29 protein-coding genes are annotated in these 26,814 nt (G+C 59.4%); 19 read left to right on the plus strand and 10 right to left on the minus strand.

Annotated elements, in window-relative coordinates:
• Positions 1-484: 484 nt before the first annotated feature.
• Positions 485-709, plus strand: coding sequence for a hypothetical protein (locus tag Q1A75_RS03390; RefSeq protein WP_299638903.1), 225 nt, complete (start codon positions 485-487; stop codon positions 707-709).
• Positions 710-1,031: 322 nt separating this feature from the next.
• The gene (locus Q1A75_RS03395; protein WP_299546560.1) at positions 1,032-1,295 is read left to right on the plus strand and encodes an ATP-binding protein; all 264 of its coding nucleotides are present in this window, start codon (positions 1,032-1,034) and stop codon (positions 1,293-1,295) included.
• 169 nt (positions 1,296-1,464) lie between these two features.
• On the opposite strand, the gene Q1A75_RS03400 is transcribed toward Q1A75_RS03395, so the two are convergent.
• On the minus strand, positions 1,465-2,151 hold the full coding sequence (locus Q1A75_RS03400) for a YafY family protein (protein WP_299546562.1): 687 nt from the start codon (positions 2,149-2,151) through the stop codon (positions 1,465-1,467).
• Between Q1A75_RS03400 and Q1A75_RS03405 the strand changes: the two genes are divergently transcribed.
• On the plus strand, positions 2,113-2,427 hold the full coding sequence (locus Q1A75_RS03405) for a hypothetical protein (RefSeq protein ID WP_299546661.1): 315 nt from the start codon (positions 2,113-2,115) through the stop codon (positions 2,425-2,427). The genes Q1A75_RS03400 and Q1A75_RS03405 overlap by 39 nt on opposite strands.
• Before the next feature lie 143 nt (positions 2,428-2,570).
• Here Q1A75_RS03405 and Q1A75_RS03410 read toward each other — a convergent pair whose 3' ends face one another.
• Entirely contained in the window at positions 2,571-3,005 is a 435-nt protein-coding gene (locus tag Q1A75_RS03410; RefSeq protein WP_299546563.1) for a GNAT family N-acetyltransferase, read from the minus strand.
• Positions 3,002-3,754, minus strand: coding sequence for a sulfite exporter TauE/SafE family protein (locus tag Q1A75_RS03415; RefSeq protein WP_299546565.1), 753 nt, complete (start codon positions 3,752-3,754; stop codon positions 3,002-3,004). The genes Q1A75_RS03410 and Q1A75_RS03415 overlap by 4 nt, the downstream gene beginning before the upstream one ends.
• 169 nt (positions 3,755-3,923) lie before the next feature.
• On the opposite strand from Q1A75_RS03415, the gene mdh reads away from it, so the two are divergent.
• Both mdh and Q1A75_RS03425 read left to right on the plus strand, forming a co-directional pair.
• Complete coding sequence (gene mdh / locus Q1A75_RS03420; RefSeq protein WP_299546567.1) at positions 3,924-4,886, plus strand: malate dehydrogenase; 963 nt, start codon at positions 3,924-3,926, stop codon at positions 4,884-4,886.
• 72 nt (positions 4,887-4,958) lie between these two features.
• On the plus strand, positions 4,959-5,756 hold the full coding sequence (locus Q1A75_RS03425; RefSeq protein WP_299546569.1) for an adenylate/guanylate cyclase domain-containing protein: 798 nt from the start codon (positions 4,959-4,961) through the stop codon (positions 5,754-5,756).
• Here the strand turns inward: Q1A75_RS03425 and Q1A75_RS03430 are convergent.
• Positions 5,753-6,790 carry a glycosyltransferase family 2 protein gene (locus Q1A75_RS03430; protein WP_299546571.1) on the minus strand — a complete coding sequence of 346 codons (1,038 nt, stop codon included), beginning with the start codon at positions 6,788-6,790 and terminating at the stop codon, positions 5,753-5,755. The genes Q1A75_RS03425 and Q1A75_RS03430 overlap by 4 nt on opposite strands.
• 173 nt (positions 6,791-6,963) lie before the next feature.
• On the opposite strand from Q1A75_RS03430, the gene sucC reads away from it, so the two are divergent.
• The 13 genes from sucC to Q1A75_RS03495 all read left to right on the plus strand — a co-directional run bounded on the left by sucC (position 6,964) and on the right by Q1A75_RS03495 (position 18,962).
• Positions 6,964-8,157: an ADP-forming succinate--CoA ligase subunit beta gene (gene sucC, locus Q1A75_RS03435; protein ID WP_299546573.1), complete on the plus strand. Its 1,194-nt coding sequence runs from the start codon at positions 6,964-6,966 to the stop codon at positions 8,155-8,157.
• A 5-nt stretch (positions 8,158-8,162) separates the two neighbouring features.
• Positions 8,163-8,870: a hypothetical protein gene (locus Q1A75_RS03440; RefSeq protein ID WP_299546575.1), complete on the plus strand. Its 708-nt coding sequence runs from the start codon at positions 8,163-8,165 to the stop codon at positions 8,868-8,870.
• Positions 8,852-9,343, plus strand: a complete 492-nt coding sequence (locus Q1A75_RS03445; protein WP_299546577.1) for a hypothetical protein — start codon at positions 8,852-8,854, stop codon at positions 9,341-9,343. The genes Q1A75_RS03440 and Q1A75_RS03445 overlap by 19 nt, the downstream gene beginning before the upstream one ends.
• The gene (locus Q1A75_RS03450) at positions 9,340-9,495 is read left to right on the plus strand and encodes a hypothetical protein (RefSeq protein ID WP_299546579.1); all 156 of its coding nucleotides are present in this window, start codon (positions 9,340-9,342) and stop codon (positions 9,493-9,495) included. Before Q1A75_RS03445 ends, Q1A75_RS03450 begins: the two co-directional genes overlap by 4 nt.
• Before the next feature lie 45 nt (positions 9,496-9,540).
• The gene (sucD, locus tag Q1A75_RS03455) at positions 9,541-10,425 is read left to right on the plus strand and encodes a succinate--CoA ligase subunit alpha (RefSeq protein WP_299546581.1); all 885 of its coding nucleotides are present in this window, start codon (positions 9,541-9,543) and stop codon (positions 10,423-10,425) included.
• 70 nt (positions 10,426-10,495) lie between these two features.
• Positions 10,496-10,807 (plus strand): hypothetical protein, encoded by a 312-nt coding sequence (locus tag Q1A75_RS03460; RefSeq protein ID WP_299546583.1) that lies wholly within the window; start codon positions 10,496-10,498, stop codon positions 10,805-10,807.
• A gap of 9 nt (positions 10,808-10,816) precedes the next feature.
• On the plus strand, positions 10,817-13,774 hold the full coding sequence (locus Q1A75_RS03465; RefSeq protein WP_299546584.1) for a 2-oxoglutarate dehydrogenase E1 component: 2,958 nt from the start codon (positions 10,817-10,819) through the stop codon (positions 13,772-13,774).
• A gap of 4 nt (positions 13,775-13,778) precedes the next feature.
• Positions 13,779-15,305: a 2-oxoglutarate dehydrogenase complex dihydrolipoyllysine-residue succinyltransferase gene (gene odhB, locus Q1A75_RS03470; protein ID WP_299546585.1), complete on the plus strand. Its 1,527-nt coding sequence runs from the start codon at positions 13,779-13,781 to the stop codon at positions 15,303-15,305.
• On the plus strand, positions 15,305-15,817 hold the full coding sequence (locus tag Q1A75_RS03475; RefSeq protein WP_299546586.1) for a hypothetical protein: 513 nt from the start codon (positions 15,305-15,307) through the stop codon (positions 15,815-15,817). The genes odhB and Q1A75_RS03475 overlap by 1 nt, the downstream gene beginning before the upstream one ends.
• Entirely contained in the window at positions 15,814-16,206 is a 393-nt protein-coding gene (locus Q1A75_RS03480) for an MAPEG family protein (RefSeq protein ID WP_299546588.1), read from the plus strand. The genes Q1A75_RS03475 and Q1A75_RS03480 overlap by 4 nt, the downstream gene beginning before the upstream one ends.
• Positions 16,207-16,294: 88 nt before the next feature.
• Entirely contained in the window at positions 16,295-16,717 is a 423-nt protein-coding gene (locus Q1A75_RS03485; protein ID WP_299546590.1) for an MAPEG family protein, read from the plus strand.
• 61 nt (positions 16,718-16,778) lie between these two features.
• Positions 16,779-18,167, plus strand: coding sequence for a dihydrolipoyl dehydrogenase (gene lpdA / locus Q1A75_RS03490; RefSeq protein WP_299546592.1), 1,389 nt, complete (start codon positions 16,779-16,781; stop codon positions 18,165-18,167).
• A gap of 294 nt (positions 18,168-18,461) precedes the next feature.
• The gene (locus Q1A75_RS03495) at positions 18,462-18,962 is read left to right on the plus strand and encodes a fasciclin domain-containing protein (RefSeq protein ID WP_299546594.1); all 501 of its coding nucleotides are present in this window, start codon (positions 18,462-18,464) and stop codon (positions 18,960-18,962) included.
• Positions 18,963-19,002: 40 nt separating this feature from the next.
• Here Q1A75_RS03495 and Q1A75_RS03500 read toward each other — a convergent pair whose 3' ends face one another.
• Genes Q1A75_RS03500 through Q1A75_RS03515 form a run of 4 tightly spaced genes read right to left on the minus strand, consistent with a single transcriptional unit; the run spans position 19,003 to position 21,899 of the window.
• Positions 19,003-19,605 (minus strand): pyridoxamine 5'-phosphate oxidase family protein, encoded by a 603-nt coding sequence (locus tag Q1A75_RS03500; RefSeq protein WP_299546596.1) that lies wholly within the window; start codon positions 19,603-19,605, stop codon positions 19,003-19,005.
• Entirely contained in the window at positions 19,574-20,323 is a 750-nt protein-coding gene (locus Q1A75_RS03505) for a lysophospholipid acyltransferase family protein (RefSeq protein WP_299546598.1), read from the minus strand. Before Q1A75_RS03505 ends, Q1A75_RS03500 begins: the two co-directional genes overlap by 32 nt.
• Positions 20,320-21,225, minus strand: coding sequence for an FtsX-like permease family protein (locus Q1A75_RS03510; RefSeq protein ID WP_299546600.1), 906 nt, complete (start codon positions 21,223-21,225; stop codon positions 20,320-20,322). Before Q1A75_RS03510 ends, Q1A75_RS03505 begins: the two co-directional genes overlap by 4 nt.
• Positions 21,222-21,899: an ATP-binding cassette domain-containing protein gene (locus Q1A75_RS03515; protein ID WP_299546602.1), complete on the minus strand. Its 678-nt coding sequence runs from the start codon at positions 21,897-21,899 to the stop codon at positions 21,222-21,224. Before Q1A75_RS03515 ends, Q1A75_RS03510 begins: the two co-directional genes overlap by 4 nt.
• Positions 21,900-22,046: 147 nt before the next feature.
• On the opposite strand from Q1A75_RS03515, the gene Q1A75_RS03520 reads away from it, so the two are divergent.
• Positions 22,047-22,859: a zinc-ribbon domain-containing protein gene (locus Q1A75_RS03520; protein ID WP_299546604.1), complete on the plus strand. Its 813-nt coding sequence runs from the start codon at positions 22,047-22,049 to the stop codon at positions 22,857-22,859.
• A 3-nt stretch (positions 22,860-22,862) separates the two neighbouring features.
• Here the strand turns inward: Q1A75_RS03520 and Q1A75_RS03525 are convergent, their stop codons facing one another.
• The gene (locus tag Q1A75_RS03525; protein WP_299546606.1) at positions 22,863-25,463 is read right to left on the minus strand and encodes a TIGR02302 family protein; all 2,601 of its coding nucleotides are present in this window, start codon (positions 25,461-25,463) and stop codon (positions 22,863-22,865) included.
• 67 nt (positions 25,464-25,530) lie between these two features.
• On the minus strand, positions 25,531-26,796 hold the full coding sequence (gene lysA / locus Q1A75_RS03530; RefSeq protein ID WP_299546608.1) for a diaminopimelate decarboxylase: 1,266 nt from the start codon (positions 26,794-26,796) through the stop codon (positions 25,531-25,533).
• Positions 26,797-26,814 lie beyond the last annotated feature (18 nt).

A 26,814-nucleotide genomic window follows, 5' to 3' on the forward strand; every position in this document is an offset into this window, starting at 1 on the left:
TTGCGAGTCATAAAGTTGCGCGGAAAGGGGCATTTTTTACCAGATAGTTCAAGGGCAATTTCGCTGCATTGCAGAAATACCTCCATCGGCCCTTGCTTGCAGGCTGTTCCATCAAATTGAGAACAACTGCGCACGGTGCGTTAACCACTATTCAAACCTCGATCCGCAGCCTGTGCCCATTCCGATCGCTCTGGGAGGACCGTTTCGGCAGGGCCGCTGAACACTTCACGGAGTGGGCGATAGGATCAGATGTGAACCGGGGCTGCCCGGTCATCGCCGGGGTTCCGGCTGGGCCAGATGACCTGAGGTGACGCCTTCCTTTGTGAAAGGCTGAACGTGATGACACGGATGATGAATGTGATGACAGCGGGTGTTCTTGCGCTTGCGGCACTGGTGAATGCCCGGCATGAAACACTCCTGACATACAGGTGTCAGTAGTTCGTAGCTATTCATGCACAAGCAATGCAAGGGGCATCCGGTGACAATGATCAATACCAACCAAAGAAAAGCAGGCATTGTTCTCGTGGTAGTCTCCGCGATTGTCTTTAGTTCTGCCGGCGTTTTCACAAATGGCGTTTCAACAGACGCATGGGGGATCATCTTCTGGCGCGGGGTCGCGGCATCGTGGAATCCCAACGAGTTATCTACGATGTTCCGCGATAGCGAAGGCAATCTTGTACTTCTGACCGAGACACTAAGTAACGGCTAAAGCGTTTCGAGAAGAACTTGAGACATCAACTTTTCTCGAAATGCCCACAACGATTGATCATGGCACCGCGTTGTCGCCCAAAACCTGATTCAGGTTTTTCTCGAAACGCTTTAGTTCGAAGAATCTTGCTGATTGGAATGGCACGATCCAAGTTCGCGCAAGTAGTTTGATCCGTCATGTTTCTTGTCGCTATGACCGTGGCAATCATGCAGCAACAAACACCTGTTGTATCACCTCAGCGTTTGCGGGCCGTGCTTTTAAAAACCAATCAAACGGATAGAGATTTTGAATGCTCACTTGATTTGTGAAACCAGTCATTGGATTGCCTTCCAGCAACGGCAGTTTTGTCCGCACTGCAGCCATCGATGCACTGCGCAGCGAAGGTCGTGTCGGTCGACGCAGCACGATTGTCGCGGCCCAGATGCCAGTCTCAAAATGGCACGACTATCTCGGCGGTGATGCGACCGCCGACGCCATCATGGACAGGCTGGTGCATTCAAGTGAAAAGATTGAGCTGAAAGATGCGTCATTGCGGGCGAAGTCCCAGAACGATCAGCTTGACGCTGAGCAAGACTCTGACGGGTGATGCATATTCCCAAAGGACTAAGCAGCCCGGTCTCACTTGGTTGTGCGCACAGTCTTAGTGAGATTGCCCGCACTCTCGAACCGGACCTTCGCTGCGCAGTGCATCGATGACTGCAATGCGGGACAAAGCACTCTTTCGCTGCGGCTGCTCCAATGGCGGCTTTTCTGCGCTAGAAGTCCTTTGTCGAAACAGTCTCATTCTTTTGCGTATTTTCCCACTGCGCAATAAGGGCGTCCCCTTCGCCCTTAAAATCGGCCGACAAGAAATCGCCGTGGGCAATACGGTCAACGCGAAAGTGGCGCAGGCTTTGGCGCAACTCACACCACGCAACGATCATGACATTGTCCACATAATAAATGAGAACAAGCGGCCAGATGATGCGGTGGGTTTCACGTTCCTCCGCATCTCGATAGAAAATCTCCAATTTGGTTTCCGAGCGGATCGCAGCGCGAAGGCCTGACAGATCTATCGGCGGCTCAGTCTCGACGCCCCACGATGAGATAACGAGCTTTCGTGTCCCCGGTGCCGCCTCATGCAGTTTTCGTGAGGCCCGCCCCGCTGCGCGCCACAAACCGGGATCGCCCGTGCGTGCAACAAGGCTTAAACCAACCGCAATGGCCTCTGCTTCATCGACGTCCAGGTTGATCGGAGGAAGGTCGTAGCCCTTTCGCATAACATAACCGATACCGGGTTCCCCCAGTATCGGGGTTTGCATGGCCTGCAAGCTGGCAATGTCTCGATAGACGGTTCTGACTGACACTTCGAGGGTCGCTGCTAGATGACGCGCCAAAAGCGGTTTCTTGGCGTCGCGCAATAGCTGAATGATCTCGAAAAACCGTGTCGTCTTGGATGCCATGACTGTTCACCTTTCTATGCGGCACAGGCGCAGCAGGGCCGCAATTGCGGGCCGCGCGATATCGTGGTGAGCCGCCTCGCCGAAGGTTATGGCGAGACACGCCAATCCATGGGCCTTGGGGCCAATAATTCGGTGATCGAGGTTTTTGCCTCGGACGAAAGCGGATCGTGGACGATCACAGTGACAACGCCCAACGGGGTGACCTGCCTTGTTGCCAGCGGCCAGGCCTATGAAACGCTCGCCGAAGCCTTGCCTGCCATGGGTAGCGACGCCTGAACCGGTGCGGCGGACGACATGTCCACCTTACAGCATCCTGACAGTGCCTTGTAAGGCGCACCTGGGTGCGCCTTTGCATTGCCCGGGGCCGAAAACAAGCTTCTCCGACCCTTCGTAAGGCGGATCATGATCCGTCATTACCTTCAACGCACAGGAGCACGGCGAATGGTCATGCCCCATTTCTCGTCCGCGCCGAAGCCCAGTTTTTCGTAGAAGCCTCTGGCTTCTGCCGAGCGCCCGGTCAGGAGCATGATCTTGTAGCAATCCGCAGCCCACGCTGCATCGATCACCGCCTGCATGACCCGCCGCCCCTGCCCAGTCCCACGATACTCAGGGTGCGTGACCACGTTTTCGACCAACGCGTACGGTCGGCCACCCTGTGTCATGTTCGGCAGAATGTGTAGTGTCGCCATGGCCAGTAGATGATCCGCTTCAAATGCGCCCCAGACAAATGTACCGGGGTGGTCGAGCAAGTCCGCAAATGCCGCGCCGGACGCGAGCAGTTGATCCCCGACAAGATGCCGATACAAGGTCAGGGCCTGTGCTGTATCAGCCGCTGTGAGGGTCCGGGTACTCATGTCAGACCGTCCCAGATCAGCTTTGCACCCGTCATCACCAACAGCACATAGGTCAGCAAAAAGAACGCGCGTTCTGGCACCAGGTGATGCGCGCGCACGCCAAGCCAAGCCCCCAGCAGTGCAAAGGGCGCGAGCGCAAAATTCGCAACTGCCGTTTGCGCCGTGAACATGCCCAGAAAGGCGTAGGGTATGAATTTGAAAATGTTGATCGCAGTGAAGATAAGCACTGTATTGGCTTGGTATGCCGTCTTTGAGGGACGCAGAGACAGAAGGTACACGGCGGCAGGCGGTCCGCCCGCGTGGCTGACGAAGCTGGTGAAGCCCGCAACTGTGCCCGTCAGCACACCGACCCACTTAGGCAAGGCGCGCGACGCCGTCCTGATCCAGCCCCGGCTGCGCCCGACCTGCCGGATTACAAAGCCAACAGAGATCACGCCGATCAACACTCGGAACACGTCCGGTTCGGTACGCGAATACAACAGCGCGCCAAGCGCGACGCCTGGCAACCCGCCCGCAATCATCAACGCCGACACGCGCCAATCCCACTTGCCCCAATACGGTTTGAGCGTCGCTGCATCGATCAGCATCAGCAGGGGCAACACGACCCCCAACGCCATGCCCGGTTCAATCACCAACGCCAGAATCGAAGCGGACGCAAAGGATGCGCCAGACCCGAAACCGCCCTTGGAAACCCCCGCAAAGACCACCGCCGGTGCAGCGATTGCAAAAAACCACAGATCCAGGTTCACGCCCGCACGACCCTTTGAAAAACAGTGCTGTCCTGCACCCTTAGCGCGCGAATGTGATATGCACCAGCAGGCCTGTCGCGATACGCTGCGGTGCGGCACCCTTGCGTGAGGCCCCATCTCGCGCTAGGCACCGCGCCAGCAAAAACCCCTAGTGCGGAGATTTTCACCCATGGCCAGACCCAAGATTGCCCTGATCGGCGCCGGTCAAATCGGCGGGACACTTGCCCACCTCGCAGCTTTGAAAGAGCTGGGCGACGTTGTCCTGTTTGACATTGCCGAAGGCACCCCCGAGGGCAAAGCCCTCGACATCGCGGAGTCCGGCCCTTCGGAAGGGTTCGATGCCAAGCTGAAAGGCACGCAATCCTACGCCGACATCGCAGGCGCGGATGTATGCATCGTCACCGCAGGCGTCCCCCGCAAGCCGGGCATGAGCCGCGATGACCTGCTGGGCATCAACCTCAAAGTCATGAAATCCGTGGGCGAAGGCATTGCCGCCAACGCACCCGACGCCTTTGTTATCTGCATCACCAACCCGCTTGATGCGATGGTTTGGGCCTTGCAGAAATTCTCTGGCCTGCCAGCTGAGAAGGTCTGCGGCATGGCCGGTGTGCTCGACAGTGCCCGCTTCCGCCATTTCCTGGCCGATGAGTTCGACGTGTCCATGAAAGACGTCACAGCCTTTGTGCTGGGCGGCCATGGCGACACGATGGTGCCCTCGGTCCGCTATTCGACTGTTGCGGGCATTCCGCTGCCCGATCTGGTCAAGATGGGCTGGACCACGCAGGAAAAACTGGACGCCATCGTGCAGCGCACCCGCGACGGCGGTGCCGAGATTGTTGGCCTGCTGAAAACCGGTTCTGCTTTCTATGCACCCGCAACAGCTGGCATCGAAATGGCCGAAGCATACCTCAAGGATCAAAAGCGCGTGCTGCCCTGCGCCGCCCATTGTGATGGCGATTTCGGTCTGAAAGGCATGTATGTTGGCGTGCCCACCGTCATCGGAGCGGGCGGGATCGAGCGGATCGTCAACATCAAGCTCACCAAGGAAGAGCAAGAGATGTTCGACACCTCGGTCAAGGCCGTCCAAGGTCTGATGGAGGCCTGTAAAGGCATCGACGACAGCCTCGCATAAAATTTGCTGCGGTCGCGAATTAAAGGGCCGGATGCCGTCGCATCCGGCCCTTTTAATGTGTATATGGTTCACATGCCTCAGTCGCGCCCCATCGAACGAAAGCTGACCACCATTCTGGCCGCGGATGCGGCCAACTATTCTGGCCGGATGAGCCGGGATGAAGAAGGCACGGTGCGCGCGTTACGGGCAACCCGCGACGTCATCGACAGCGCGATTGCAGACTGTGGCGGTCGCATTGCCAACACCTCGGGCGATGGTCTTATCGTTGATTTTCCGTCTGTCGTCGGCGCTGTAAAATGCGCCGTCGAAATACAGCGCACGCTGAACGCACGTGCGGACCTTCTGGCCTTTCGATTGGGTATCCATCTGGGCGACGTGATCATCGAAGGACCCGATTTGCTGGGGGACGGTGTGAACCTTGCCGCCCGTTTGCAAGAGATGGCCGATGTCGGCGGCATCCTGATTTCGCAACATGTCTATGACCATGCGCATGGCAAGCTGGGGACTGTCGAATTGCGCCCGCTTGGACCCGCCACGCCAAAACACCTCGCGGAAGAGGTCGGTGTGTACGCCGTGGTGGCTGAGGGCGTAACCGCGCCGCGCCATCTGGATAACCTCGGTCCCAAGGTTGCACGGGCTGAAGAGGTTCCGCCCGCGCTTGAAGAAACTGAGCGGGACGCGGACACGCCCGCTCGTAAGAAATTCAAGAAGGACCGCAATCGCATTCTCGGTGCGGTTGGCGCTCTTGTGATCATCGATGTTGCTGCGAGTCTGCCTTTTCTTGTGACAGCTGTCCCACAGGTCGCGTTGCTATACGTTCTTTACACCAAGTGGCGCTCCTATCGGAATGGCGATACGGCCACGCCCTAGTCTCCCATCACACCGCTCAGCCAAGGATTGCGGCGGATCAAATCCGCATCAAAGGTGCAAGGATCAAGATCCGGGCAATGTGCTCCCAAAACCTGATCAGGTTCGAATGGGATATCGCGCAGCAATCCAAAAGCATCCAACTGCGCGCGCCGTTCGTCCGTCAGTGCAAACATGGAGTGATGGGCTTGCAGCGCAGTGTCCACTGTATCTGCGCGTTCCATCATCCAGGCAATCTGTCCGGCCCGATGCGGCTGCAGGATCTTGGACTGAACCTCTGGTGAGATTTGCCGATAGCGTAACACCTTCGTCAACCAGTGCAGGGGTGTCAGCCCATCAAAATGCAACACGCGTGACGTTGTCGATATGCGCTTGGCTGCCCGTCTTTGCCGTCCTTCTGACCCGATGCGTGTTGCGTTGTGCACACCAAGCCGCAAGCCGGCACCGACCCGTACGCCACTTTTTCCCGCACCGTGCGAATACTGTCCCCGTTTCATGAAAGGCGCATAAAGGCCAAAAGCAGTTTCGGCATTTTCGGGTGTCAGGTCGGATGTGGCCCGAAATGCGCCTTCGAAAAGGGATTGCTGCTGCCCGGTTGGAAAGAGCCGTTCACAAACCGGCAGGTTCAGCTCGGTGCGGGGATCCTCGTGCGTAGTTAGTTCGGCCCCCAGGTCACCATCTTGCCAGATGAACTCATCCGCATCGATGTGAAACAACCAATCAAGATCGCACCGGTTTTGCGTCCGGTTGGCATTGATCGTTTGCCGTCGCATCTGCGATGGTGGGCGCCCCTTTTCTGGCCTTCGGGCCTGCCAATACGTGTCATCACAGAGTTGAACCGTACAACCCGGGATGCCCTGAAGTATATTTTTTGACGGATCGTGCGGGTCATCAAGAAACACGAAAACTGCCTTTGCGCCGGTCGCAAGATGCCATCGCACATTGCTTTCAACCAAAGCCGATGGTTCGTTCACGGTCAGGACCACGCCCCAGCGCACGCCATTTTCCTCAGGTTTTACAGGAAATTGCGGCAGCACAGATCTGATTCCTTTCTCAAATCAATTTTGTGATCACACGATTTAATGCAGTGATCACAAATGTTCGATTTTCGCGCACAAAACCGCCACTGCGACATATTTTCCGTTTACGCGTCGTTCAGTCTTGGTCGTATAGGCCCAACGTTGACGTATCTATACGGGATCAAACCGCCATGAACATCCATGAATACCAGGCCAAAGCTCTTTTGCGCAGCTACGGGGCGCCTGTCTCGGACGGGCGCGTTGTCCTGCGTGCAGAGGAAGCCAAGACAGCAGCAGGTGCGCTTGATGGACCGCTTTGGGTGGTCAAGGCGCAAATCCATGCTGGTGGCCGCGGCAAAGGCAGCTTCAAGGAAGCAGATGCTGGCGACAAGGGTGGCGTACGCCTGACCAAGTCGGTCGAGGAGGCCGCAGAAGAAGCCAAGAAGATGCTGGGGCGCACGCTCGTTACCCACCAGACCGGTCCCGCCGGCAAACAGGTGAACCGCATCTATATCGAAGACGGTTCCGGCATTGAGACCGAGATGTACCTGGCTCTGCTGGTCGACCGCGTCACCAGCCGCGTATCGTTCGTCTGTTCGACCGAGGGCGGCATGGACATCGAAGAGGTGGCCGCCGAAACGCCCGAAAAAATTCTGAGCTTCAGCGTCGATCCAGCCACCGGCTACCAAGCCTATCACGGTCGTCGTATAGCCTTTATGCTGGGTCTTGAAGGCAAGCAGATCAAGCAATGCGTGGGCCTGATGGGCTTACTGTACAAAGCCTTCATGGAAAAAGACATGGAGATGCTTGAAATCAACCCGCTGATCTTGACCGACAGCGGCGATCTGAAAGTGCTGGACGCCAAGGTGTCCTTCGATGGCAACGCCATATACCGCCATGCCGACATCAACGAGCTGCGTGACGAGACCGAAGAAGACCCGAAGGAACTCGCTGCCTCCAAATACGACCTGAACTACATCGCGCTGGATGGCGAGATCGGGTGCATGGTGAATGGTGCGGGTCTGGCCATGGCGACAATGGATATCATCAAGCTTTACGGTGCTGAGCCTGCCAACTTCCTCGACGTGGGCGGCGGCGCTACTAAGGAGAAGGTGACCGAAGCCTTCAAGATCATCACCTCGGATCCGAACGTCAAAGGGATCCTTGTGAACATCTTTGGCGGCATCATGCGCTGTGATGTGATTGCAGAGGGCGTTGTCGCCGCGGTGAAAGAGGTGGGCCTGCAAGTGCCGCTGGTTGTCCGGCTTGAGGGCACGAACGTTCAGCAGGGCAAGGATATCATCAACAACTCCGGCCTCGACGTAATTGCCGCAGACGACCTCAAGGACGGCGCCCAGAAAATCGTGAAAGCAGTCAAAGGTTAAGTGTGATGTGGCGTGCTGGTCTGACCGTCGCGGCTGTCTTGATTCTCGCTGCCTGCAGCACGGAACGACGGCCAGACATTTCCACCCAAGCCGGGCTTCCACCGATTGGCCTTGCGTCAACGGCGGTATGGTTGGAGCAGCGTGAAGGAAGCGCACCTCGGGTGCGCGCCGCACAAGAGATTCCGACGTCGGAAATCCGGTCTGTCGTATCTGGGAGCGCGGCGCCCGGCGCGTCCGTCACGACAGTGGCGTCGGTACCGAGCCGCGCCCGACCATCCACGCGACGTGCGCGTGGTGTTCAGGCGTTTGCGGACATTTGCGTGGCATCCATACCTGATGTGAGCGGCCTTTCAAACCGCATGCGCGCCGTCAATCTGCGCGATTTTGACGTGCCTGCGCGCGACCGTTCTGCTCGCTCCGGCAATGAAGTGCTGGTCGGCGGTATTCCAGACGGTCCGATACGGGTACAAACAGATGTGAATTCTGGTGGGAACAACCGTGCACGTTGCGGAGTCTCCACGATAGGTGCGAACGCAGGTACCGTTGCGCAAGCCAAGGCCGACGCTTTGGTCGCGTCCGGTTTTGGCCTCAAGCAAATCGCGCCGCAGGGTCGTGCACAACAAAGCTGGCAAATAGTCGGCGCACCCGGAAGCACAACATTGCACGTGCGCAAAAATGCGTTTGGAGCAGGAGCGTGGATCGTTTGGCAGTAAGGGGGGCATACCTGCTGAGCTTCGCGCTTTGGGCTACAGCGGCCGGGGCGCATCCGGCCATCGATTCGTTCGTGTCTTTCTGCTTCAAAGCCGGGCAGACCGTCGAACAGGCGCGCACCAACATGGAAAGCGTCGCCGGCAGTCCGCTGTCATTTACTCTCACCTTCTGGGACAAGTCCCTGGCCCCGGCGCCCGGCACGCCAGACCATGCAGAGCGCCGCTGTGCAGTGGATTTTGCCGGCAACCATGGTCAGACCGCCATGCGCGCGATTCAGGCCAAGATGGCCAGGCCGCCGGTTTTCGGCACACCCATTCCGCTGCCTGCACCTTACGCGGCTGTGGATGGTACTGAATACATCGAAGGGCGTGAATTGCTGCGTGGGCGCATCGCAGTTGTGCACATTGGCACGCGTGACGACCGAACCTTTATCGCCGTAGATCGTCTGCCCGCCGGGATGAGGTTATCCGAATGACCGAATTGCGCCCCTGCCACAGTTGCGACCCGACCTGTTTGCGCGACAGTGCACGCCGCTTGGACTTTACCGTCCAACTGGTCAACCGCGTCGGCTTGCACGTCGACGACAATATCAGGGCGCTGTTGCGCAAGGGGCCTGCCCCCGCATGACACGCCATTCCCGCATCACGAACACCCCCGAAGGAGACGACCACAATGGCCGTATTGATTGACGAAAACACCAAGGTGATCTGCCAGGGCCTGACCGGCTCACAGGGCACGTTCCACACCGAGCAGGCCATCGCGTATGGCACCAAGATGGTCGGTGGCGTCACCCCAGGCAAAGGTGGTCAGACGCATTTGGACCTGCCTGTTTTCAACTCAGTCCACGAAGCGATGGACGTGACCGACGCCAATGCGTCCGTCATCTACGTGCCCCCGCCCTTTGCAGCTGACTCGATCCTTGAGGCCATCGACGCCGAAATGCCCCTGATCGTCTGCATCACCGAAGGCATCCCGGTTCTGGACATGATGAAGGTGCAGCGCGCGTTGGAAGGCTCGTCGAGCCGCCTGATCGGCCCCAACTGCCCCGGCGTTATCACACCCGACGCCTGCAAGATCGGCATCATGCCCGGCCACATTCACAAGCGCGGGAGCGTGGGTGTCGTAAGCCGCTCGGGGACGCTTACCTATGAGGCTGTGAAACAGACCACGGATATGGGCCTGGGCCAATCGTCGGCCGTAGGCATCGGCGGCGACCCGATCAAGGGGACCGAGCATATCGACGTGCTCGAGATGTTCCTGGCCGATGACGAGACCGAAAGCATCATCATGATCGGTGAGATTGGCGGCTCCGCAGAAGAAGACGCCGCCCAGTTCCTTGCTGACGAGAAGAAGAAAGGCCGCTGGAAACCCACCGCCGGTTTCATCGCAGGCCGCACCGCCCCTCCGGGCCGCCGCATGGGCCACGCAGGCGCGATTGTCGCTGGCGGCAAAGGCGGCGCCGAGGACAAGATTGAAGCCATGCGCTCGGCTGGCATCGTGGTGGCCGACAGCCCCGCAACGCTGGGTGAGGCCGTTATGGAGGCGATAAAAGGCTAGTTATGCTGCAACGATTGGCATCAGGACTGAGAGGGCATGCCCGGCGGTGCCGCCGGGCGGGGAGCAAAACATGAAAACTGCTCTCTTGATAGTGTTCGCGATGTTGGGAAGCTTTGCAGGGTTGTTTTGGTTCGCGATAACCGGCCCGGAACGTACCGTTCAACAAAGAGAAACAACGCCGGAAGGTCTGAGAGTCATTTTGGTAGACTTCCCAAGCGATCCTAACATCGTGTCATTTGATCCCGCCAAGATTTCTGCAATGGCATTGCAGGACTTCGCCACGTCTCTCTGCGGACATGGCACACGATCAATTTCAGAATTGCAGCCGACCTTGTTCGATAAACTGCGCGGACATAACCGCGCAGAGATCATTTGCTCCTGAGGTGAAAACATGACCGACCAATCTCCCAACGACCAGTTCCATGCCTCGTCTTTCATGCAGGGGCACAATGCGGAGTACCTCGAACAGATGTACGCCCGCTACGCCAATGACCCCGGCGCGGTCGATGAAAGCTGGCAGGCGTTCTTCAAGGCGATGGGCGATGATGAGGTCAGCGTCAAACGCGAGGCGGAGGGGCCGTCCTGGGCGCGCGCCGACTGGCCTCCGGTTCCGGGCGATGACCTGACCCAAGCACTCACCGGCGAATGGGCCGCCCCCGCAGAGGTCAAGGGCGCTGGTGACAAGATAAAGGCGAAGGCAGCGGAAAAGGGCGTTGAGGTTAGCGACGACCAGATCAAGCGGGCCGTGCTCGACAGCATACGCGCCCTCATGTTGATCCGGGCCTACCGCATCCGGGGCCATCTTGTGGCCGACCTTGATCCGCTGGGCATGCGCGACCAGACCCCGCACCCCGAACTGAACCCCAAATCCTACGGCTTCACCGAAGCTGACATGGACCGGCCTATCTTCATCGACAACGTGCTGGGTCTGCAAGTGGCCTCCATGCGCGAAATTGTCGAGATCGTGAAGCGCACGTATTGCGGCACCTTTGCCCTGCAATACATGCACATCTCGGACCCGGAGGAAGCCAGCTGGCTCAAGGAACGAATCGAAGGGCTGGGCAAGGAAATCCAGTTCACCCGCGAAGGCCGCAAGGCGATCCTGAACAAGATGGTCGAAGCCGAAGGATTCGAGAAGTTCCTGCATGTCAAATACATGGGCACCAAGCGCTTCGGTCTGGATGGCGGCGAAAGTCTGATCCCCGCGATGGAGCAGATCATCAAGCGCGGCGGTGCACTTGGCGTTAAGGACATCGTGATCGGCATGCCCCACCGGGGGCGCCTGTCGGTATTAGCGAACGTGATGGCCAAACCTTACAAAGCGATCTTCAACGAATTCCAGGGCGGCAGTTTCAAGCCCGAAGATGTCGACGGCTCGGGCGATGTGAAGTACCACCTCGGTGCGTCGTCTGACCGCGAGTTTGATGGCAACACTGTCCACCTGTCACTCACCGCAAACCCTTCACACCTCGAAGCCGTGAACCCTGTGGTGCTGGGCAAGGCACGCGCCAAGCAGGACCAAAACAACGACCACGAACGCACGACCGTGATGCCGATCTTGCTCCACGGCGACGCGGCCTTTGCAGGTCAGGGTGTCGTAGCCGAGTGTTTCGCGCTGTCAGGCCTGCGCGGTCATAAGACGGGTGGTACCATGCACATCGTGGTGAACAACCAGATCGGGTTCACCACGGCGCCGCACTTCTCGCGCTCTTCCCCCTATCCCACAGATAACGCGCTGGTGGTTGAGTCGCCGATCTTCCATGTGAACGGTGACGATCCCGAGGCCGTGGTACACGCGGCCAAGGTCGCGACCGAGTTCCGTCAGAAGTTCCGCAAGGACGTGGTGATCGATATCTTCTGCTACCGCCGGTTCGGCCATAACGAGGGCGATGAGCCCATGTTCACCAACCCGGTGATGTACAAGCGGATCAAGAAGCACAAAACGACGCTCACGCTTTACACCGAACGCCTGGTGCGTGATGGCCTGATCCCCGAGGGCGAGATCGAGGATATGAAAGCCGCCTTCCAAGCCCGGATGAATGATGAGTTCGAGGCGGGCAAGGACTACAAACCCAACAAGGCCGATTGGCTGGACGGCAAATGGTCCCATCTCGACAAGAACAAGGAAGATTACCAGCGCGGTAAAACCGCCATCGCGCCAGAAACACTGGCTGATGTCGGTAAGGCGCTGACCTCCACGCCAGACGGCTTCCCGATGCACAAGACCGTGGGTCGCCTGATCGATGCCAAGAAAAGGATGTTCGACGGCGGCGAAGGATTTGACTGGGCCACGGGTGAGGCGCTGGCCTTCGGCTCGCTTCTGACCGAAGGGTACCCGGTGCGCCTGGCTGGGCAGGATTCGACACGCGGCACATTCAGTCAAAGGCACTCGGGCTACGTGAATCAGGAAACGGAAGAGCGGTACTATCCTCTCAACCAGATCCGCGCGGGTCAGGCCCAGTACGAAGTGATTGACTCAATGCTGTCGGAGTACGCAGTGTTGGGTTTCGAGTACGGCTACTCTATGGCCGAACCCAATGCCCTGACGCTATGGGAAGCACAGTTCGGCGACTTCGCCAACGGCGCTCAGATCATGTTCGACCAGTTCATCAGTTCGGGCGAAAGCAAGTGGCTGCGCATGTCCGGACTGACCGTCCTCCTGCCACACGGGTTCGAAGGACAAGGACCGGAACACTCATCCGCCCGCCTTGAACGCTTTTTGCAGATGTGCGGTCAGGACAACTGGATCGTCGCCAATTGTACGACGCCCGCCAACTATTTCCACATCCTGCGCCGCCAGATTCACCGCGATTTCCGCAAGCCGCTGATCCTGATGACGCCCAAGTCTCTCTTGCGGCACAAGCTGGCCGTCAGCAAGGCCGAGGAATTCACGACAGGATCGTCCTTCCATCGGGTTTTGTGGGACGACGCCGAACAGGGCAATTCAGACACCAAGCTGGTCAAGGATGACAAGATCAAGCGCGTCGTGATGTGTTCCGGCAAGGTCTACTACGACCTGCTGGAAGAGCGGGACGCCCGTGGCATCAATGACGTGTACCTGATGCGGGTCGAACAGTTCTATCCCTTCCCCGCCATCAGCCTCGTCAAGGAACTGGAGCGGTTCAAGGGCGCCGAAATGGTCTGGTGTCAGGAAGAACCCAAGAACCAGGGCGGCTGGTCCTTCATCGAACCCAATATCGAATGGGTTTTGACCCGGATCAAAGCCAAGCATCAGCGCCCTGCCTACGTGGGCCGCGCCACCTCCGCCAGCCCCGCTACAGGTCTGGCCAGCCAGCACAAAGCCCAACAAGCCGCGCTCGTGAACGAAGCGCTGACCATCGAAGGATAAGACAATGACCACCGAAGTCCGCGTGCCTACACTGGGCGAAAGCGTCACCGAAGCCACCGTCGCCACATGGTTCAAGAAACCCGGCGATAGCGTTCAGGTCGACGAAATGCTGTGCGAGCTGGAAACAGACAAGGTCACGGTCGAGGTGCCCAGCCCCGTGGCGGGGACCCTGGCCGATATCGTGGCTGCCGAAGGGGAAACCGTAGGTGTTGACGCTCTGCTTGCCAATATCGCCGAAGGCGGAGCCGCAGCGGCATCCAGCGACGCCCCCAAAGCCGAGCCGAAAGCGGCAGCACCAGCTGCCGCAGCCCCCGCCACAGGCGGTGACAGCGTCGATGTCATGGTCCCCACATTGGGCGAAAGCGTAACCGAAGCAACGGTCAGCACATGGTTCAAAGCCGTCGGTGACGCCGTCGCGCAAGACGAAATGCTATGCGAGTTGGAAACCGACAAGGTCAGCGTCGAAGTACCCGCCCCTGCGGCTGGTGTTCTTGCCGAAATCACGGCACCCGAAGGCACAACTGTCGACGCATCGGCCAAATTGGCCGTGATCTCATCCTCCGGCGCAGTCGCAACACCTGTCGCGGCCGCATCAGAGGCCGCACAGGCCGCCGTCCCCGCGGGGACAGGTCGTTCGGACGTGGAAAACGCACCCTCCGCCCAGAAGGCAATGGCCGAGGCCGGGATCAGCGCCGATCAGGTCACCGGAACGGGTCGCGATGGCCGCGTGATGAAAGAGGATGTGGCCAAAGCCGTCGCAGCGGCAGCCACTGCACCCGCGCCGGTGGCACCAGTGGCAGCACCCCGCGCACCCGTGGCCGCAGACGATGCCGCACGCGAGGAACGGGTGAAAATGACAAGGCTAAGGCAGACCATCGCCAAGCGCCTCAAGGACAGCCAGAACACCGCCGCCATGCTCACCACCTACAACGAGGTGGACATGACCGAGGTGATGGCCCTCAGGAACGACTACAAGGACCTGTTCCTGAAGAAACACGGGGTCAAGCTGGGCTTCATGTCCTTCTTCACCAAGGCGTGCTGCCACGCGCTGAAAGAAGTGCCCGAGGTCAATGCCGAGATTGACGGGACCGACATCGTCTACAAGAACTTCGTGCACATGGGCATCGCCGCCGGCACGCCCACGGGGCTTGTGGTGCCAGTGATCCGCGACGCGGATGCAATGTCGTTCCACACCATCGAACAGGCCATCGCCGAAAAGGGTGCCCGCGCCCGCGACGGCAAGCTATCCATGGCGGAAATGCAGGGCGGCACGTTCACGATCTCGAACGGCGGCGTCTATGGCTCGCTCATGTCCTCACCCATCTTGAACCCGCCACAGTCGGGCATCCTAGGCATGCACAAGATCCAGGACCGTCCCATGGCCATCGGCGGCCAAGTGGTGGTCCGGCCGATGATGTATCTCGCCCTCAGCTACGACCACCGGATCGTTGACGGCAAAGGGGCGGTAACGTTCCTGGTGCGTGTGAAAGAGGCCCTGGAAGATCCGCGGCGTCTGTTGATGGATTTGTGATGCAACAAGACCAACCAAACAGACACGGTGCACCGACGTTTTATGACATCCCCAAAAAGGATTTCGGAAAAATTCGTCTGTACTATGGAACCCGGGCAATTCTCTTTTTAGTCGGCGCTGTCGCCTGTTTTGCTGCGATTATCCCGGGAGGTTCTTTATCCAGTCCAGTTCTAGCGTTTTGGTCCGGTATCATTGTCTTGATCGGATGTACTGTTGCACTCTGGTTTTCGAAACCGGTTCTTGGGCTGTCTTTTGCGGCGCCCAAATTGGGTGTCACGCTGAAAGTCTGGTGGGCCCTGATACTGATCTGTAGTGGTGCATATGCCGCAGACTCACGGGGCTATGTGGAAGCAGTGATTGCCCGCCCAGTACTCGCAATTTCGGGAACGATTTTCTTTCTCGTCCCTTTGTTAACATCCGCTAAGTTGGTTTTTCATCCAGCAATGGGCGGAGCGCTCCAAGAAATGACGCAAGACCATAAAGCGCGTAGCAAGCAAAGCTTTAAAAAATGACCCCAGAACTCACCTACCTCACCTACGCGGTCCTCCTCCTGATCGCCCACGCGCTCCTGCAGGCCACCTTCTCAGACCTGTCGAAAGGTCTCGGCTGGGCACTTGGCCCACAAGATGAGCAGCGTGACCAGAACCAGATCGCGGGCCGCATCCAGCGCGCCCTCAAAAACTACCTCGAAACCCTCCCGGCCTTCATCGCGCTCGCCCTGATGCTCAAGGTCACCGACCTCGGCACGGCCACCACGGCCACGGGCGCTGCACTCTGGTTCTGGGCGCGTGTCGTCTACATCCCGGCCTATGCTTCAGGCATCCCAATGATCCGCTCCATCGCGTGGTTCGCATCGCTGGCTGGCCTCGCGCTTATGATCCTGCCACTTCTGGGCGCATGATCCCGATCGCATCACATATCCGGGCACCATACGTCGCGTCCAAACGCGAGTGCAGTTGGACATGGAATACAAGCACTGGAGGTACGGCATGACCCCCGAGCTCACGGCACTCACGCTCGCTGCCCTTTTACAGGTTCTCCAGTTTTACCTGATGGCGCTGCCAACCAATATCGAACTGCCGCAGGGCAAAACGCTGTCTCCCCGCGACCGCAACCGAATGGGTGGCGACATCCAGGATCAGGTATCGGACAAGACGGCGCGGCTGATCCGGGCGTGGAACAACCACTTCGAAAGCCTCGCGCTGTTCACCATTGCATGCGTGGTCATCACCTTGTCGGATCAATCCACGTCCTTAACAGCCGTCTGCGCATGGACCTATCTCATTGCCCGCATCCTCTACATCCCGGCCTACTATTTCGGCCTGATCCCCTGGCGATCGCTGATCTGGTTTACCGGGTTCACTGCCACAACACTTATGCTGATCGCGGCACTCATCCCTTCTTCTGGCTGAAAATACCACAGGGGTCCGGGGGCTGGCCCCCGGTCCAACGCATAACAAAAGGACCTTACCCATGGCTTCTTACGACGTAATCATCATAGGCTCCGGCCCCGGCGGCTATGTCTGTGCCATCCGCTGCGCACAGCTCGGCCTGAAAACCGCCTGCGTCGAGGGGGGCGAGACGCTGGGCGGCACCTGCCTGAATGTGGGCTGCATACCTTCCAAGGCGCTTCTGCACGCGTCCCACATGCTTCACGAGGCCGAACACAATTTCGGTGCCATGGGTCTCAAGGGCAAATCGCCATCCGTCGATTGGAAGCAGATGCTGCAATACAAGACCGACACGATCGGCCAGAACACCAAGGGGGTCGAATTCCTGTTCAAGAAGAACAAGGTCGACTGGCTCAAGGGATGGGGCAGCATCCCCGAGGCGGGCAAGGTCAAGGTCGGGGACGAGGTCCACGAGGCCAAGAACATCATCATCGCCACCGGGTCCGATGTTGCGACCCTGCCAGGGATCGAGATTGACGAAAAGATTGTCGTCAGTTCCACCGGCGCGCTGGAGCTGGGCAAGGTGCCCAAGAAAATGGTGGTCATCGGCGCAGGCGTTATCGGGCTTGAACTTGGCTCGGTCTACAAGCGGCTGGGTTCAGACGTGCAGGTGATCGAATTCCTTGACACCGTCACCCCCGGCATGGATGCCGAGGTGCAGCGCCAGTTCCAGAAGATCATGATCAAACAGGGGCTTGGCTTCACCATGGGGGCCGCCGTGCAAAAGGTGGATGTCGCCAAGGGCAAGGCCAAGGTACATTACAAGCTGCGCAAGGATGACAGTGAGCACGTTGTGGACGCCGACGTGGTTCTGGTTGCCACGGGCCGCAAACCCTACACCGACGGGCTGGGGCTGGATACTCTGGGCATCAAGATGACCGACCGGGGTCAGATCGCGGTCGACGCCCATTGGCAGACCAATATCCCCGGCATCTATGCCATCGGCGACGTGATCGAGGGACCGATGCTGGCCCACAAAGCCGAGGACGAGGGCATGGCCGCCGCCGATCAGATTGCAGGCAAGCATGGACATGTGAACTACGGTGTGATCCCCGGCGTGATCTACACTCACCCGGAGGTCGCCAATGTCGGCGCCACCGAAGAGATGCTGAAAGCCGAAGGACGCAAGTACAAGGCGGGCAAATTCAGCTTTATGGGGAATGGTCGGGCCAAGGCGAACTTTGCGGCAGATGGCTTCGTCAAGATCCTGGCTGATGCTGAAACCGACCGTATCCTTGGCGCACATATCATCGGGCCAAGCGCGGGCGACCTGATCCACGAGGTCTGCGTGGCGATGGAATTCGGTGCCTCGGCCGAGGATCTGGCTCTGACCTGCCACGCCCACCCCACCTATTCCGAAGCAGTACGCGAAGCGGCACTGGCTTGTGGCCTTGGGGCGATCCATAGCTGACGGCAGCCGCAGCAGGCGCGCGATACAGGGCCGTTTCTGGGGGGCGGCCCTGTATATTTGGATCGAAACCGGCTCATAGGATCGAGTTGCGTGTCCATCCGTTCGTAATTCAAAGGCAAAACAGGCAACCATCCGCCACCGCACGGGCGTGCCCTCGGAGCAAATCCGCGTATGGCGCGTTCATGCCTATGTCAGAGGGGGGGGGTGTCATTTCCTTTTTGGCCAACCGCGCTCCTTGATAGGGAAGCTCGTTCGGGCTGAAAGACCTTTTCTAAACGACAAGAGGATATCATCATGGATCGTCGCAGCACTTTGAAACTGATTGGGGGCGGCGCTGCCCTGCTGACAATTGCCGCATGTGCGCAACCGCAAGACCCCGACATCGTCGATATCGCCGCGGGCGATCCGAACTTCTCGACCCTGGTGGCGGCAATTCAGGCAGCCGGACTTGTCGATACGCTCAAAGGTCCCGGCCCTTTCACGGTCTTCGCACCAACCAACGACGCATTTGCCGCCTTGCCCGCAGGAACAGTGGACAACCTGCTCTTACCCGAGAACAAAGATCAGCTGGTCAGTATCCTGACCTACCACGTCGTACCGGGCCAAATTACCGCCGGAGATGTGCTGGGCACCCGGCAGAACGTCGCAACGGTGCAAGGGGGCACTCTGGATGTGAACGGGATCGTGGGCAAATTTGGTTCAGGCGTGAAGGTGAACGATGCCAATGTAATCCAGCCCGACATCTTCGCCTCTAATGGCGTGATCCACGCAATCGATCAGGTGCTGATCCCCTAAACTCACGTATTCTGTCCCCGCGGGGACACTTTATGTCAAACTACCACATGGTTCGGGCGGTGCGCTCGGGCCATGCGGCATCGTAAGGTGCGCCGCCTTCCTCGCCCTCAGATACCTCTGCAAGGATCTCACCCGGTGTTGGCAGCCCCTCAGCATCATTGCGCGACCATAGGCCTGCCCGGATCAGCGCCCGGGCGCATTGTGTATACACTTCACCGATGCGGATCACGATCACCGTCGCCGGATTTCGCCCCTTCTGTTCGAACCGCTGACGCAGCCTCTCGTCTATTGTCAGCCGCGCTTCACCATTCACACGCACCACCGTGTTCGATCCGGGCACCATGAACATCAACGATACGCGACCGTCGTCGACAATATTACGCAAACTGTCGAGCCGCTGGTTCCCGCGCCAATCGGGCAGTGCTAGCGTCTTTGGATCAAGCTGCAACACCACCGGCCCATCATCGCCACGTGGGCTGCCGTCCGTCCCTGACGGCCCCACCGTCGTCAGCACCACAAAACGCGAGGCTGCGATCCACTTGGCATACAGCGGTGTCAGATGGTCAGCCACCTTGCGCAATGATGGCTGCCCGGGGATTCCATAGAGCGCTTCAAGCGCCGGGATGTTTTTGATGAACTCCATTGGGCTCAAACCCTCCTTGACGCATCAGTGCATCAGACTGCGCCTCGACCGTTTCCTCTAGCTCAGCAAGGAACGTTTCCCGATCCTTGCCCGGCGTGATCGGAGGCAGAAATTGAACCACGGCTGTGCCCGGTTTTCGCATAATTCCCTTGCGGGGCCAGAATACACCGACATTGGTCGCAACCGGCACACAGGGCTGGTTCAACTGTTCATACAGGATCGCCGTTCCAACCTTGTAAGGCGCCTTGATACCGGGCGCGACCCTTGTGCCCTGACTGTAGATGATCAACTGCCCCGGTGTCGCACGCCCGGCTTCGACGTCCTGGACCATCTTGGCAATCGCAGCGCCCCGCTTGCCACGTTCAACGGGCACGCATTCAAGACGTTTGGCATATAAACCAATGATGGGTGTCCAAAGGATCTCGCGTTTCATGATGAACTTGGCAGACGGCAGCGCTGTAAAAATCATCATGATGTCCAGGAAAGACTGATGCTTGGCCGCGATCAGCACTTCACCGTCGGGGACGGCCCCGCGCACCTCGGCCCGGATGCCGACCATCCAGCGCATGGACCAGAACACGTAGCGGCTGTATGTCTTGCAGGCGGCACGGGCGCCGTGTCGGCTGACAATAGCGTAAGGGGCAAAGGCCACACCAACCAGCAGCATCATGACATAGATATGGCCCACGAAGAAAAGGGATCGAAAGTATTGGATCATGTAAGGGTCCTTAAAGCGCGGCTGGCCGCATAGGCTGTGGCAAACAAAGCCACCGCCCCGCAAACGGGGGGCAGAAACAGGGGTGCCAGCCACCCCGCGCCGGCAAAGCCAAACCCCGTCAGAAAACCGGGTGTATCCCCCCCTGAAGGCATCAGCCAAACGGCAATCACACCAATCACCACCCCCACAGCAGAACCGACAAGGGCTCGCAACGTAAACCGCCGGACAAAGGCATTGGCAATGTAACTGTCTGTTGCACCCACAAGGCGCAGCACGGCAATGACCTGTGCATTGGCCGCCAGCGCCGCATTGGCCGCCAGTGTCACCATGGCGGCGACAGCCCCAAGGATCAGCAAAGCGACCGTCCAGCCCAAAAGGCGCAAGCGTTGCGCCGCAGACACAAGCGGAGCACGCCAGCGGCCATGGTCATCAAGTACCGCCCCCGGCACCTCGGCCGCCAGACGCAGGCGCAAGCCCGTCGCATCAAACCCCTGTTCGGCTGCTTCGATTTCAATCAACCGGGGCACCGGTAACGTGTCCAGTGGCAGATCCTGCCCGAACCAGGGGGCCAACAACGCCTGTTGCTCTTCATCCGTCAGCGCACGGGCCGATGCGATACCCGGGGTCGTGGAAAGTACCTCGATCGCTGCCGCGGTTTGGATCGCTCGCTGATCTTCGGGTGCGACGATGCGAATGGTCGCCGTGCGCGCCAGTTCGTCCCCCCAACGGTCGGCCAACCGGCCGGACGCAAGGGATAGGGCCAGGGCAAATACGGCCAGAAACGCCATCGCTCCTGATACGAACAAGGTCAGCTGGGCCGTAAAGCCCGTGGGCGGCACAACTCGGTCCGCATGGCGGTCGCCAACAAGAAGGGCGCGCAAAGTGTTCCGATCAAACGTCACAAATCCGCCCCCGCCAGTTGCACCCGCCGGTTCGAGATGCGCAACACCCGTGCCTGCACCTGCGCCTTGGCTGCACGGATCAGGGACAGGTCGTGCGTTGCAATCAGTACAGTCTTGCCCATCTTGTTTAACTCGACCAGCAAAGTCAGCAACCGCTGGGACATCTCCCAATCCACGTTGCCGGTGGGCTCATCGGCCAAAACCACGTCGGGCGACATAATGACGGCCCGTGCGAGGGCAGCGCGTTGACGTTCACCCCCGGACAGTTCGGGTGGCATGGCGTCGGCGCGATTGGTCAGACCCACCCATGCCATCAGCTCTGTCAGATCCCCGTTGGCGGCATCAGCGTGCCGCCCGGAAACGGTCAGCGGCAAAGCAACATTGTCCGATACGCTCAAATGATCCAGAAACTGCACATCCTGATGCACAACGCCAACCTTGCGCCGGATCATCGCAACATCATCGCGTTCAAGGGCACGTACATCACGTTCAAACAGGCGCACATGGCCGGCAGTGGGCAACAAGGCGCCATAACACAGCTTGAGCAGCGTCGTCTTGCCCGCGCCCGATGGGCCGGTCAGAAAGTGAAATGATCCCGGCGCCAGCTTGACCGAAATATCGGACAGCAATTCACCACCGCCATAGCTGTAAGCTACATTTTCCAGCTCGATCACGTGTGCCCCCGCCCCTTTGGGACCTGTTGTGCCTCAGCACCATGCCGGATTCAATCTGAATGCTGCGACACCGGTGGTCGCACTTATGTCTTTTCTGAACAATTCCTACAACATATGGTGATACACAAAACCGAGGCAGGACCCAAAATGCGGCTGATATGTCCCAATTGCGATGCGCAATACGAGGTTGTAGATGACGTGATCCCCTCAGAGGGACGCGACGTGCAGTGTTCGAACTGCGGGCAGACCTGGTTTCAGCATCATCCCGACTACGCACCCGACGAACCCGAGGAGGCCGACGCACCCGCGGATCTGGCTCCGCCGGATGACACACCGGTCGAAGACGAAGAACGCGTCGATGCGCCGGACCACCAGCGGCGCGAACTTGATCCGTCCATCGCGGACATCCTGCGACAAGAAGCAGAGATCGAAGCACAAGCCCGTGCAACCGAGGCGGAAAGCCTTGAAAGCCAGCCGGACCTTGGCCTGGATAGCGCCGAAACGGATTCAGACCGCCGGGCCCGCGAAGCCCGAGAACGAATGGCACGTATGCGGGGCGAAGACAGCGGTCCCGAACACGTTTCGGAAGCGGCTGCAACGGCAGCAGCCATCGGGTCCCGGCGCGATCTGCTGCCGGACATCGAAGAGATCAATTCGACACTGCGCTCGACCGGTGACCGTCAAACCGCACCCGCGGCAGATGTGGCAACGGACCCGGCTGAGGCAGCACCCCGCAAGTCCGGCTTTCGCCGCGGTTTCATGCTGATGATCCTGCTCGCAGTGATCCTTGGGGCGATCTATGTCTTTGCACCTGACATCGCGCGGGCTGTCCCGCAGGTCGATCCATTTCTCAGCGCCTATGTGGCCCAGGTCGACAGCGCGCGAGTGTGGCTGGACGGTCGTGTTGCTACCGGTTTGACATGGCTCGAAAACCTGTCAGCACCCGTCGACGAGGGCTAGCCCCTAGAAACGGTCCAGCAGGCGCTTGAGGTAGTCAAGTTCCACATCGGGCCGCTCGCCATCGCCTGACCGGCGACGAATTTCGTCAAGCAGGTCGCGGGCGCGGCGGTACACGTCTTCACCCTGAAGCAGCCCCTCTTCCGTGCCGACGGATCCGTTGGCCCCCGGATCACGGCCAAGAGGATCACGCGCCTCGGCGCGGCGGTCGCTTTCGCTGGTGCCCTGCCCCTGCTGTGCGTTTTGTTGCTCCTGCTGCATCGCCTCGCCCAAGGCGCGCATTCCCTCACGCAGCGCTTCCATGGCCTGCGACTGGTTATCGATGGCTTCGGCGAAATCGCGTTGACGCAATGCCTCTTCCGCACCATCCATGGCGCGGCCAGCGCGGTCCAATGCATCGCGCGCATCGTCGCCTTCGGGCGTACCTGCACCCGGCAGGCTGCCCTGCTGGCGGCGTAGCTCATCTCGCAATGCCTGCTGACGGTCAGCAAGAGCGCCTTCGGACTGCCCCTCTGCCTCCTCGTTGCCATCACCGGCGCCTTCATTGTTGCCCTGTTCACCCTGGCCTTCACCGCCCTGACTATGCTGGTTGCCGCGCCCCTGACCACCATCGCGGCCCTCGTTGCCCTGACTTTCACCCGTCTGCGCATTCGGGTTGAACTGTTCCTGCAGATCGCGGAACGCATCATCGCTCAGGCCTTGCTGTTCACGCAGGGTTTCGGCCAAGCCTTCCATGGCCTGTTCACCCGGACTTTGGCCTTCGCCGCCCTGCCCTCGGGTAACCTGCATGTTCTCCAGCATCTCCTGCAGCTCGCGCAGGGCTTGCTCGGCCTCGGCCATGCGGCCTTGCTCCATCAGTTCCTGAATCCGATCCACCATGCGTTGCAGGTCATCCTGCGTCATCTGCATCTGGTTTTGTGGTTGATTGCGCGGGTTCTCATCATTCTCCTGCTGGTCCAGCTCTGCCTGACGGGACAACTGCTGCATATAGTCATCGGTCGCACGGCGCAGCTCGCGCATCAGCTCCTCGATCTCTGCCGGGCTGGCACCATCGCGCATTGCTTGCTCCAGCCGTTCGCGAGCGCGGCGCAAGCGCTCCAGCGCGTCTGACAGGTCTCCCTCTTCGATCCCCAGGGCAAGGTCCCACATGTCGCGCGCCACGTCTTCTTGCTGCTCATCCGTCAAGCCATAGCTCGCCAGCGTCTCAAGTCTCGTGATTACGCGGCGCAGCCGCAGCTGATCCACTTCGCGGCGGAACACGTCATCGGGCCGATACGCCACAGCACGCAGGATTTGCGCGATACGCGTGCCGTTGCCCTTCGACCACAGCAAATCACGACGCTGCTCGATGATGGACGCGGCCAGTGGGTCAAAAAACCGCCGCCCCGGCAAGGTCATCTTGAACGGTTCGGTTTCCGATTGCTGCTCAGCCGCATCAAGCGCTGTGAGTATGACAGTCACCGGCAGATTGGCCCATGGGTGTTCCGAGAAATCCTCGACCAATGCCTCTTCGAATTCGGTCCGATCCCCCGTGAACGGCATCGGCAGCGCGGCAGTGATCTCGGGCCGCGGCTCGGGCGCAATGCTCAGACCATGGCGGCGATCCACTTCAGCCAGATCAAGGAAAAACCGGGCCTCTCCTGCTTCGACGCCGTAATCGTCGGAAGCGCTGTAGGGAAGTGTCATCTCGCCCAGCGCGGTTGCCTCAGGCGTCGAGAGCACCGCAATAGTGGGTGCGACATCAGGCAATACGGTCACAGCCCATGTACGGCCTCCAGGGCCGTTGATCGCAATCTCTCCGGACTGGACAACCGTAAAATCCTGTTCCGGGGCAGACGCCGGGGGTACCTCTCCAATGCGACCTGACACGGTTTCCGAGACGGTCAATGCGCCAACTTCACCGTACAGGCGCAAAGTTATGAGCGCCCCTGCAGGCACCGCAAGTGGTCCCTCGGCAATATCGTTCAGATAAATAGTAGGACGTCCCGTGTAGCGCGGGCTTTCAGCCCACCCTTCCCAAACCGGGCCTGTCGCCAACCCGTTGCCTGGGCCCGGTGTCATGTCAGTCACCGATCCGACACGCCAGATTGACCCAAAGATCAGGGCCACGGCGAAGATAAGCACGGCCACATAGCGCAGAGCATAGGGATCGCGGCGGGCAATACGCAGATCTGCCGGCACTGGCTGCGCTGCAGCGGCGCGCTGCGCCATACGCGCTTGGTGCGCACGCCAAACAGCGGTTGAAGCGGCATCGCCGTCCCCGATGGCCTGTTCATCCATCAGCGCTTGAATGGGGCGGCCCGGCAGCGTTTCGTCCAACCGGATCAACGCGGCTTCACGCGTCGGGATGCGGAAGCGGCGCAGAGCATAGATCAATGCACCGACACCAGCCAGCGCCGCCACGACGCCAAGGAACCAGACCAGTTCGATCATAACGCTGTCCTGCAAGCCCAGCATCAGCAGCGCCAATACAGCCAAAACAACGGTCGCCAGAGGCCATGTCGCCTGCCAGAAGGCCTCGGCAAACATGCCCCCGCGCGTCAACGCGAGCGGCCAGCGCAGCGACTTCAAGCCGCGTCGCACGTCATGTCTGGAAAAACTCGCCATACATCGCGTCCCTTGTCGGTATCGTGGCGCACCATAGCGCCCAGAACCTCAAGTCGCCCCGAACGTATCAGAACCACCCGGGGATGGTATCGCGATTTATCATTTCGTCAAAGGTCGGGCGTGCGCGGATCACCGCGTATTGATCAGCATTGACCAAAACTTCGGGGATCAGCGGCCTCGTGTTGTATTCGCTGCTCATAACCGCGCCATAGGCACCGGCCGACCGGAAAGCGACAAGATCGCCAGCGGCAAGGGGTGGCATCATGCGTTGCTTGGCAAACGTGTCACCGGATTCGCAGACCGGTCCCACGATGTCATAAGGGGTCTGTTCCGTACCCGGCGCAGGTTCGATCACCGGGACGATGTCATGGTGGGCCTCGTACATCGCAGGGCGGATCAGGTCGTTCATGGCCCCGTCCAGGATCAGGAAATCGCGCCCTTCACCCGATTTGACATAGATAACTTCGGACACCATCAGCCCGGCATTACCTGCGATCAGGCGACCTGGTTCGATCTCGATCTCGCAGCCCAGATGGCCCACGGTTCGCTTGATCAGTGCGCCATAGTCGGTGGGCAGAGGCGGCGCCTCATTCGAGCGAGCGTAGGGAATGCCCAGACCACCACCCAAGTCCAGGCGCCGAATGTCGTGCCCATCCTCGCGCAGCTGAACCGTCAGCTCAGCGACCTTCTGATAGGCCAGCTCGAATGGGGTCAGGTCAGTCAGCTGGCTACCGATATGCACATCAATGCCAATCACATCGAGGTGGTCCATCGCACCTGCCATGGCATAAACTTCGCGCGCGCGGGCAATGGGAATGCCAAACTTGTTCTCGGACTTGCCCGTTGCAATCTTGGCGTGGGTCTTGGCGTCCACATCCGGATTCACGCGGATGGTGATGGGGGCAATCACGCCGACCTCACCCGCCACGCGGTTCAGAACTTCCATCTCTGGCTCGGATTCCACGTTAAACTGGCGGATCCCCCCAGTCAGGGCCATTCGGATTTCGTCGGCCGTCTTGCCTACACCAGAAAACACGATCTTATCACCCGACACACCCGCGGCCCTTGCCCGCGCATATTCGCCGCCCGACACGACGTCCATGCCTGCACCCGCCTGCGCAAGGGTTTTGAGGATCGCCTGATTGCTCGCCGCCTTCATGGCATAGCAAACCAGATGGTCCATTCCATCAAGCGCATCGTCAAACAACGTGAAGTGGCGCAGCAAAGTGGCGGTCGAATAGACGTAGAATGGTGTGCCCACGGCGGCGGCAATCTCGGCTACCGGGACATCCTCGGCGTGCAGCACGCCATCGCGATACAGAAAATGATCCATGAGAAGCGCCTTTAGCCC

The organism is uncultured Tateyamaria sp., from assembly GCF_947504105.1.
Classification (GTDB): Bacteria; Pseudomonadota; Alphaproteobacteria; order Rhodobacterales; family Rhodobacteraceae; genus Tateyamaria.

What these genes read in the sequence shown, in the direction of transcription:
- Q1A75_RS03495 (WP_299546594.1), top strand. Translation starts at nt 18,462, where the DNA reads ATGGATCGTCGCAGCACTTTGAAACTGATTGGGGGCGGCGCTGCCCTG.
- Q1A75_RS03505 (WP_299546598.1), bottom strand. Translation starts at nt 20,323, where the DNA reads ATGATCCAATACTTTCGATCCCTTTTCTTCGTGGGCCATATCTATGTC.
- Q1A75_RS03400 (WP_299546562.1), bottom strand. Translation starts at nt 2,151, where the DNA reads ATGGCATCCAAGACGACACGGTTTTTCGAGATCATTCAGCTATTGCGC.
- Q1A75_RS03525 (WP_299546606.1), bottom strand. Translation starts at nt 25,463, where the DNA reads ATGGCGAGTTTTTCCAGACATGACGTGCGACGCGGCTTGAAGTCGCTG.
- Q1A75_RS03485 (WP_299546590.1), top strand. Translation starts at nt 16,295, where the DNA reads ATGACCCCCGAGCTCACGGCACTCACGCTCGCTGCCCTTTTACAGGTT.
- Q1A75_RS03480 (WP_299546588.1), top strand. Translation starts at nt 15,814, where the DNA reads ATGACCCCAGAACTCACCTACCTCACCTACGCGGTCCTCCTCCTGATC.
- Q1A75_RS03465 (WP_299546584.1), top strand. Translation starts at nt 10,817, where the DNA reads ATGACCGACCAATCTCCCAACGACCAGTTCCATGCCTCGTCTTTCATG.
- sucC (WP_299546573.1), top strand. Translation starts at nt 6,964, where the DNA reads ATGAACATCCATGAATACCAGGCCAAAGCTCTTTTGCGCAGCTACGGG.
- Q1A75_RS03475 (WP_299546586.1), top strand. Translation starts at nt 15,305, where the DNA reads ATGCAACAAGACCAACCAAACAGACACGGTGCACCGACGTTTTATGAC.
- Q1A75_RS03500 (WP_299546596.1), bottom strand. Translation starts at nt 19,605, where the DNA reads ATGGAGTTCATCAAAAACATCCCGGCGCTTGAAGCGCTCTATGGAATC.
- Q1A75_RS03425 (WP_299546569.1), top strand. Translation starts at nt 4,959, where the DNA reads ATGCCTCAGTCGCGCCCCATCGAACGAAAGCTGACCACCATTCTGGCC.
- Q1A75_RS03440 (WP_299546575.1), top strand. Translation starts at nt 8,163, where the DNA reads ATGTGGCGTGCTGGTCTGACCGTCGCGGCTGTCTTGATTCTCGCTGCC.
- lysA (WP_299546608.1), bottom strand. Translation starts at nt 26,796, where the DNA reads ATGGATCATTTTCTGTATCGCGATGGCGTGCTGCACGCCGAGGATGTC.
- odhB (WP_299546585.1), top strand. Translation starts at nt 13,779, where the DNA reads ATGACCACCGAAGTCCGCGTGCCTACACTGGGCGAAAGCGTCACCGAA.
- sucD (WP_299546581.1), top strand. Translation starts at nt 9,541, where the DNA reads ATGGCCGTATTGATTGACGAAAACACCAAGGTGATCTGCCAGGGCCTG.
- Q1A75_RS03520 (WP_299546604.1), top strand. Translation starts at nt 22,047, where the DNA reads ATGCGGCTGATATGTCCCAATTGCGATGCGCAATACGAGGTTGTAGAT.
- Q1A75_RS03390 (WP_299638903.1), top strand. Translation starts at nt 485, where the DNA reads ATGATCAATACCAACCAAAGAAAAGCAGGCATTGTTCTCGTGGTAGTC.
- mdh (WP_299546567.1), top strand. Translation starts at nt 3,924, where the DNA reads ATGGCCAGACCCAAGATTGCCCTGATCGGCGCCGGTCAAATCGGCGGG.
- Q1A75_RS03460 (WP_299546583.1), top strand. Translation starts at nt 10,496, where the DNA reads ATGAAAACTGCTCTCTTGATAGTGTTCGCGATGTTGGGAAGCTTTGCA.
- lpdA (WP_299546592.1), top strand. Translation starts at nt 16,779, where the DNA reads ATGGCTTCTTACGACGTAATCATCATAGGCTCCGGCCCCGGCGGCTAT.
- Q1A75_RS03450 (WP_299546579.1), top strand. Translation starts at nt 9,340, where the DNA reads ATGACCGAATTGCGCCCCTGCCACAGTTGCGACCCGACCTGTTTGCGC.
- Q1A75_RS03410 (WP_299546563.1), bottom strand. Translation starts at nt 3,005, where the DNA reads ATGAGTACCCGGACCCTCACAGCGGCTGATACAGCACAGGCCCTGACC.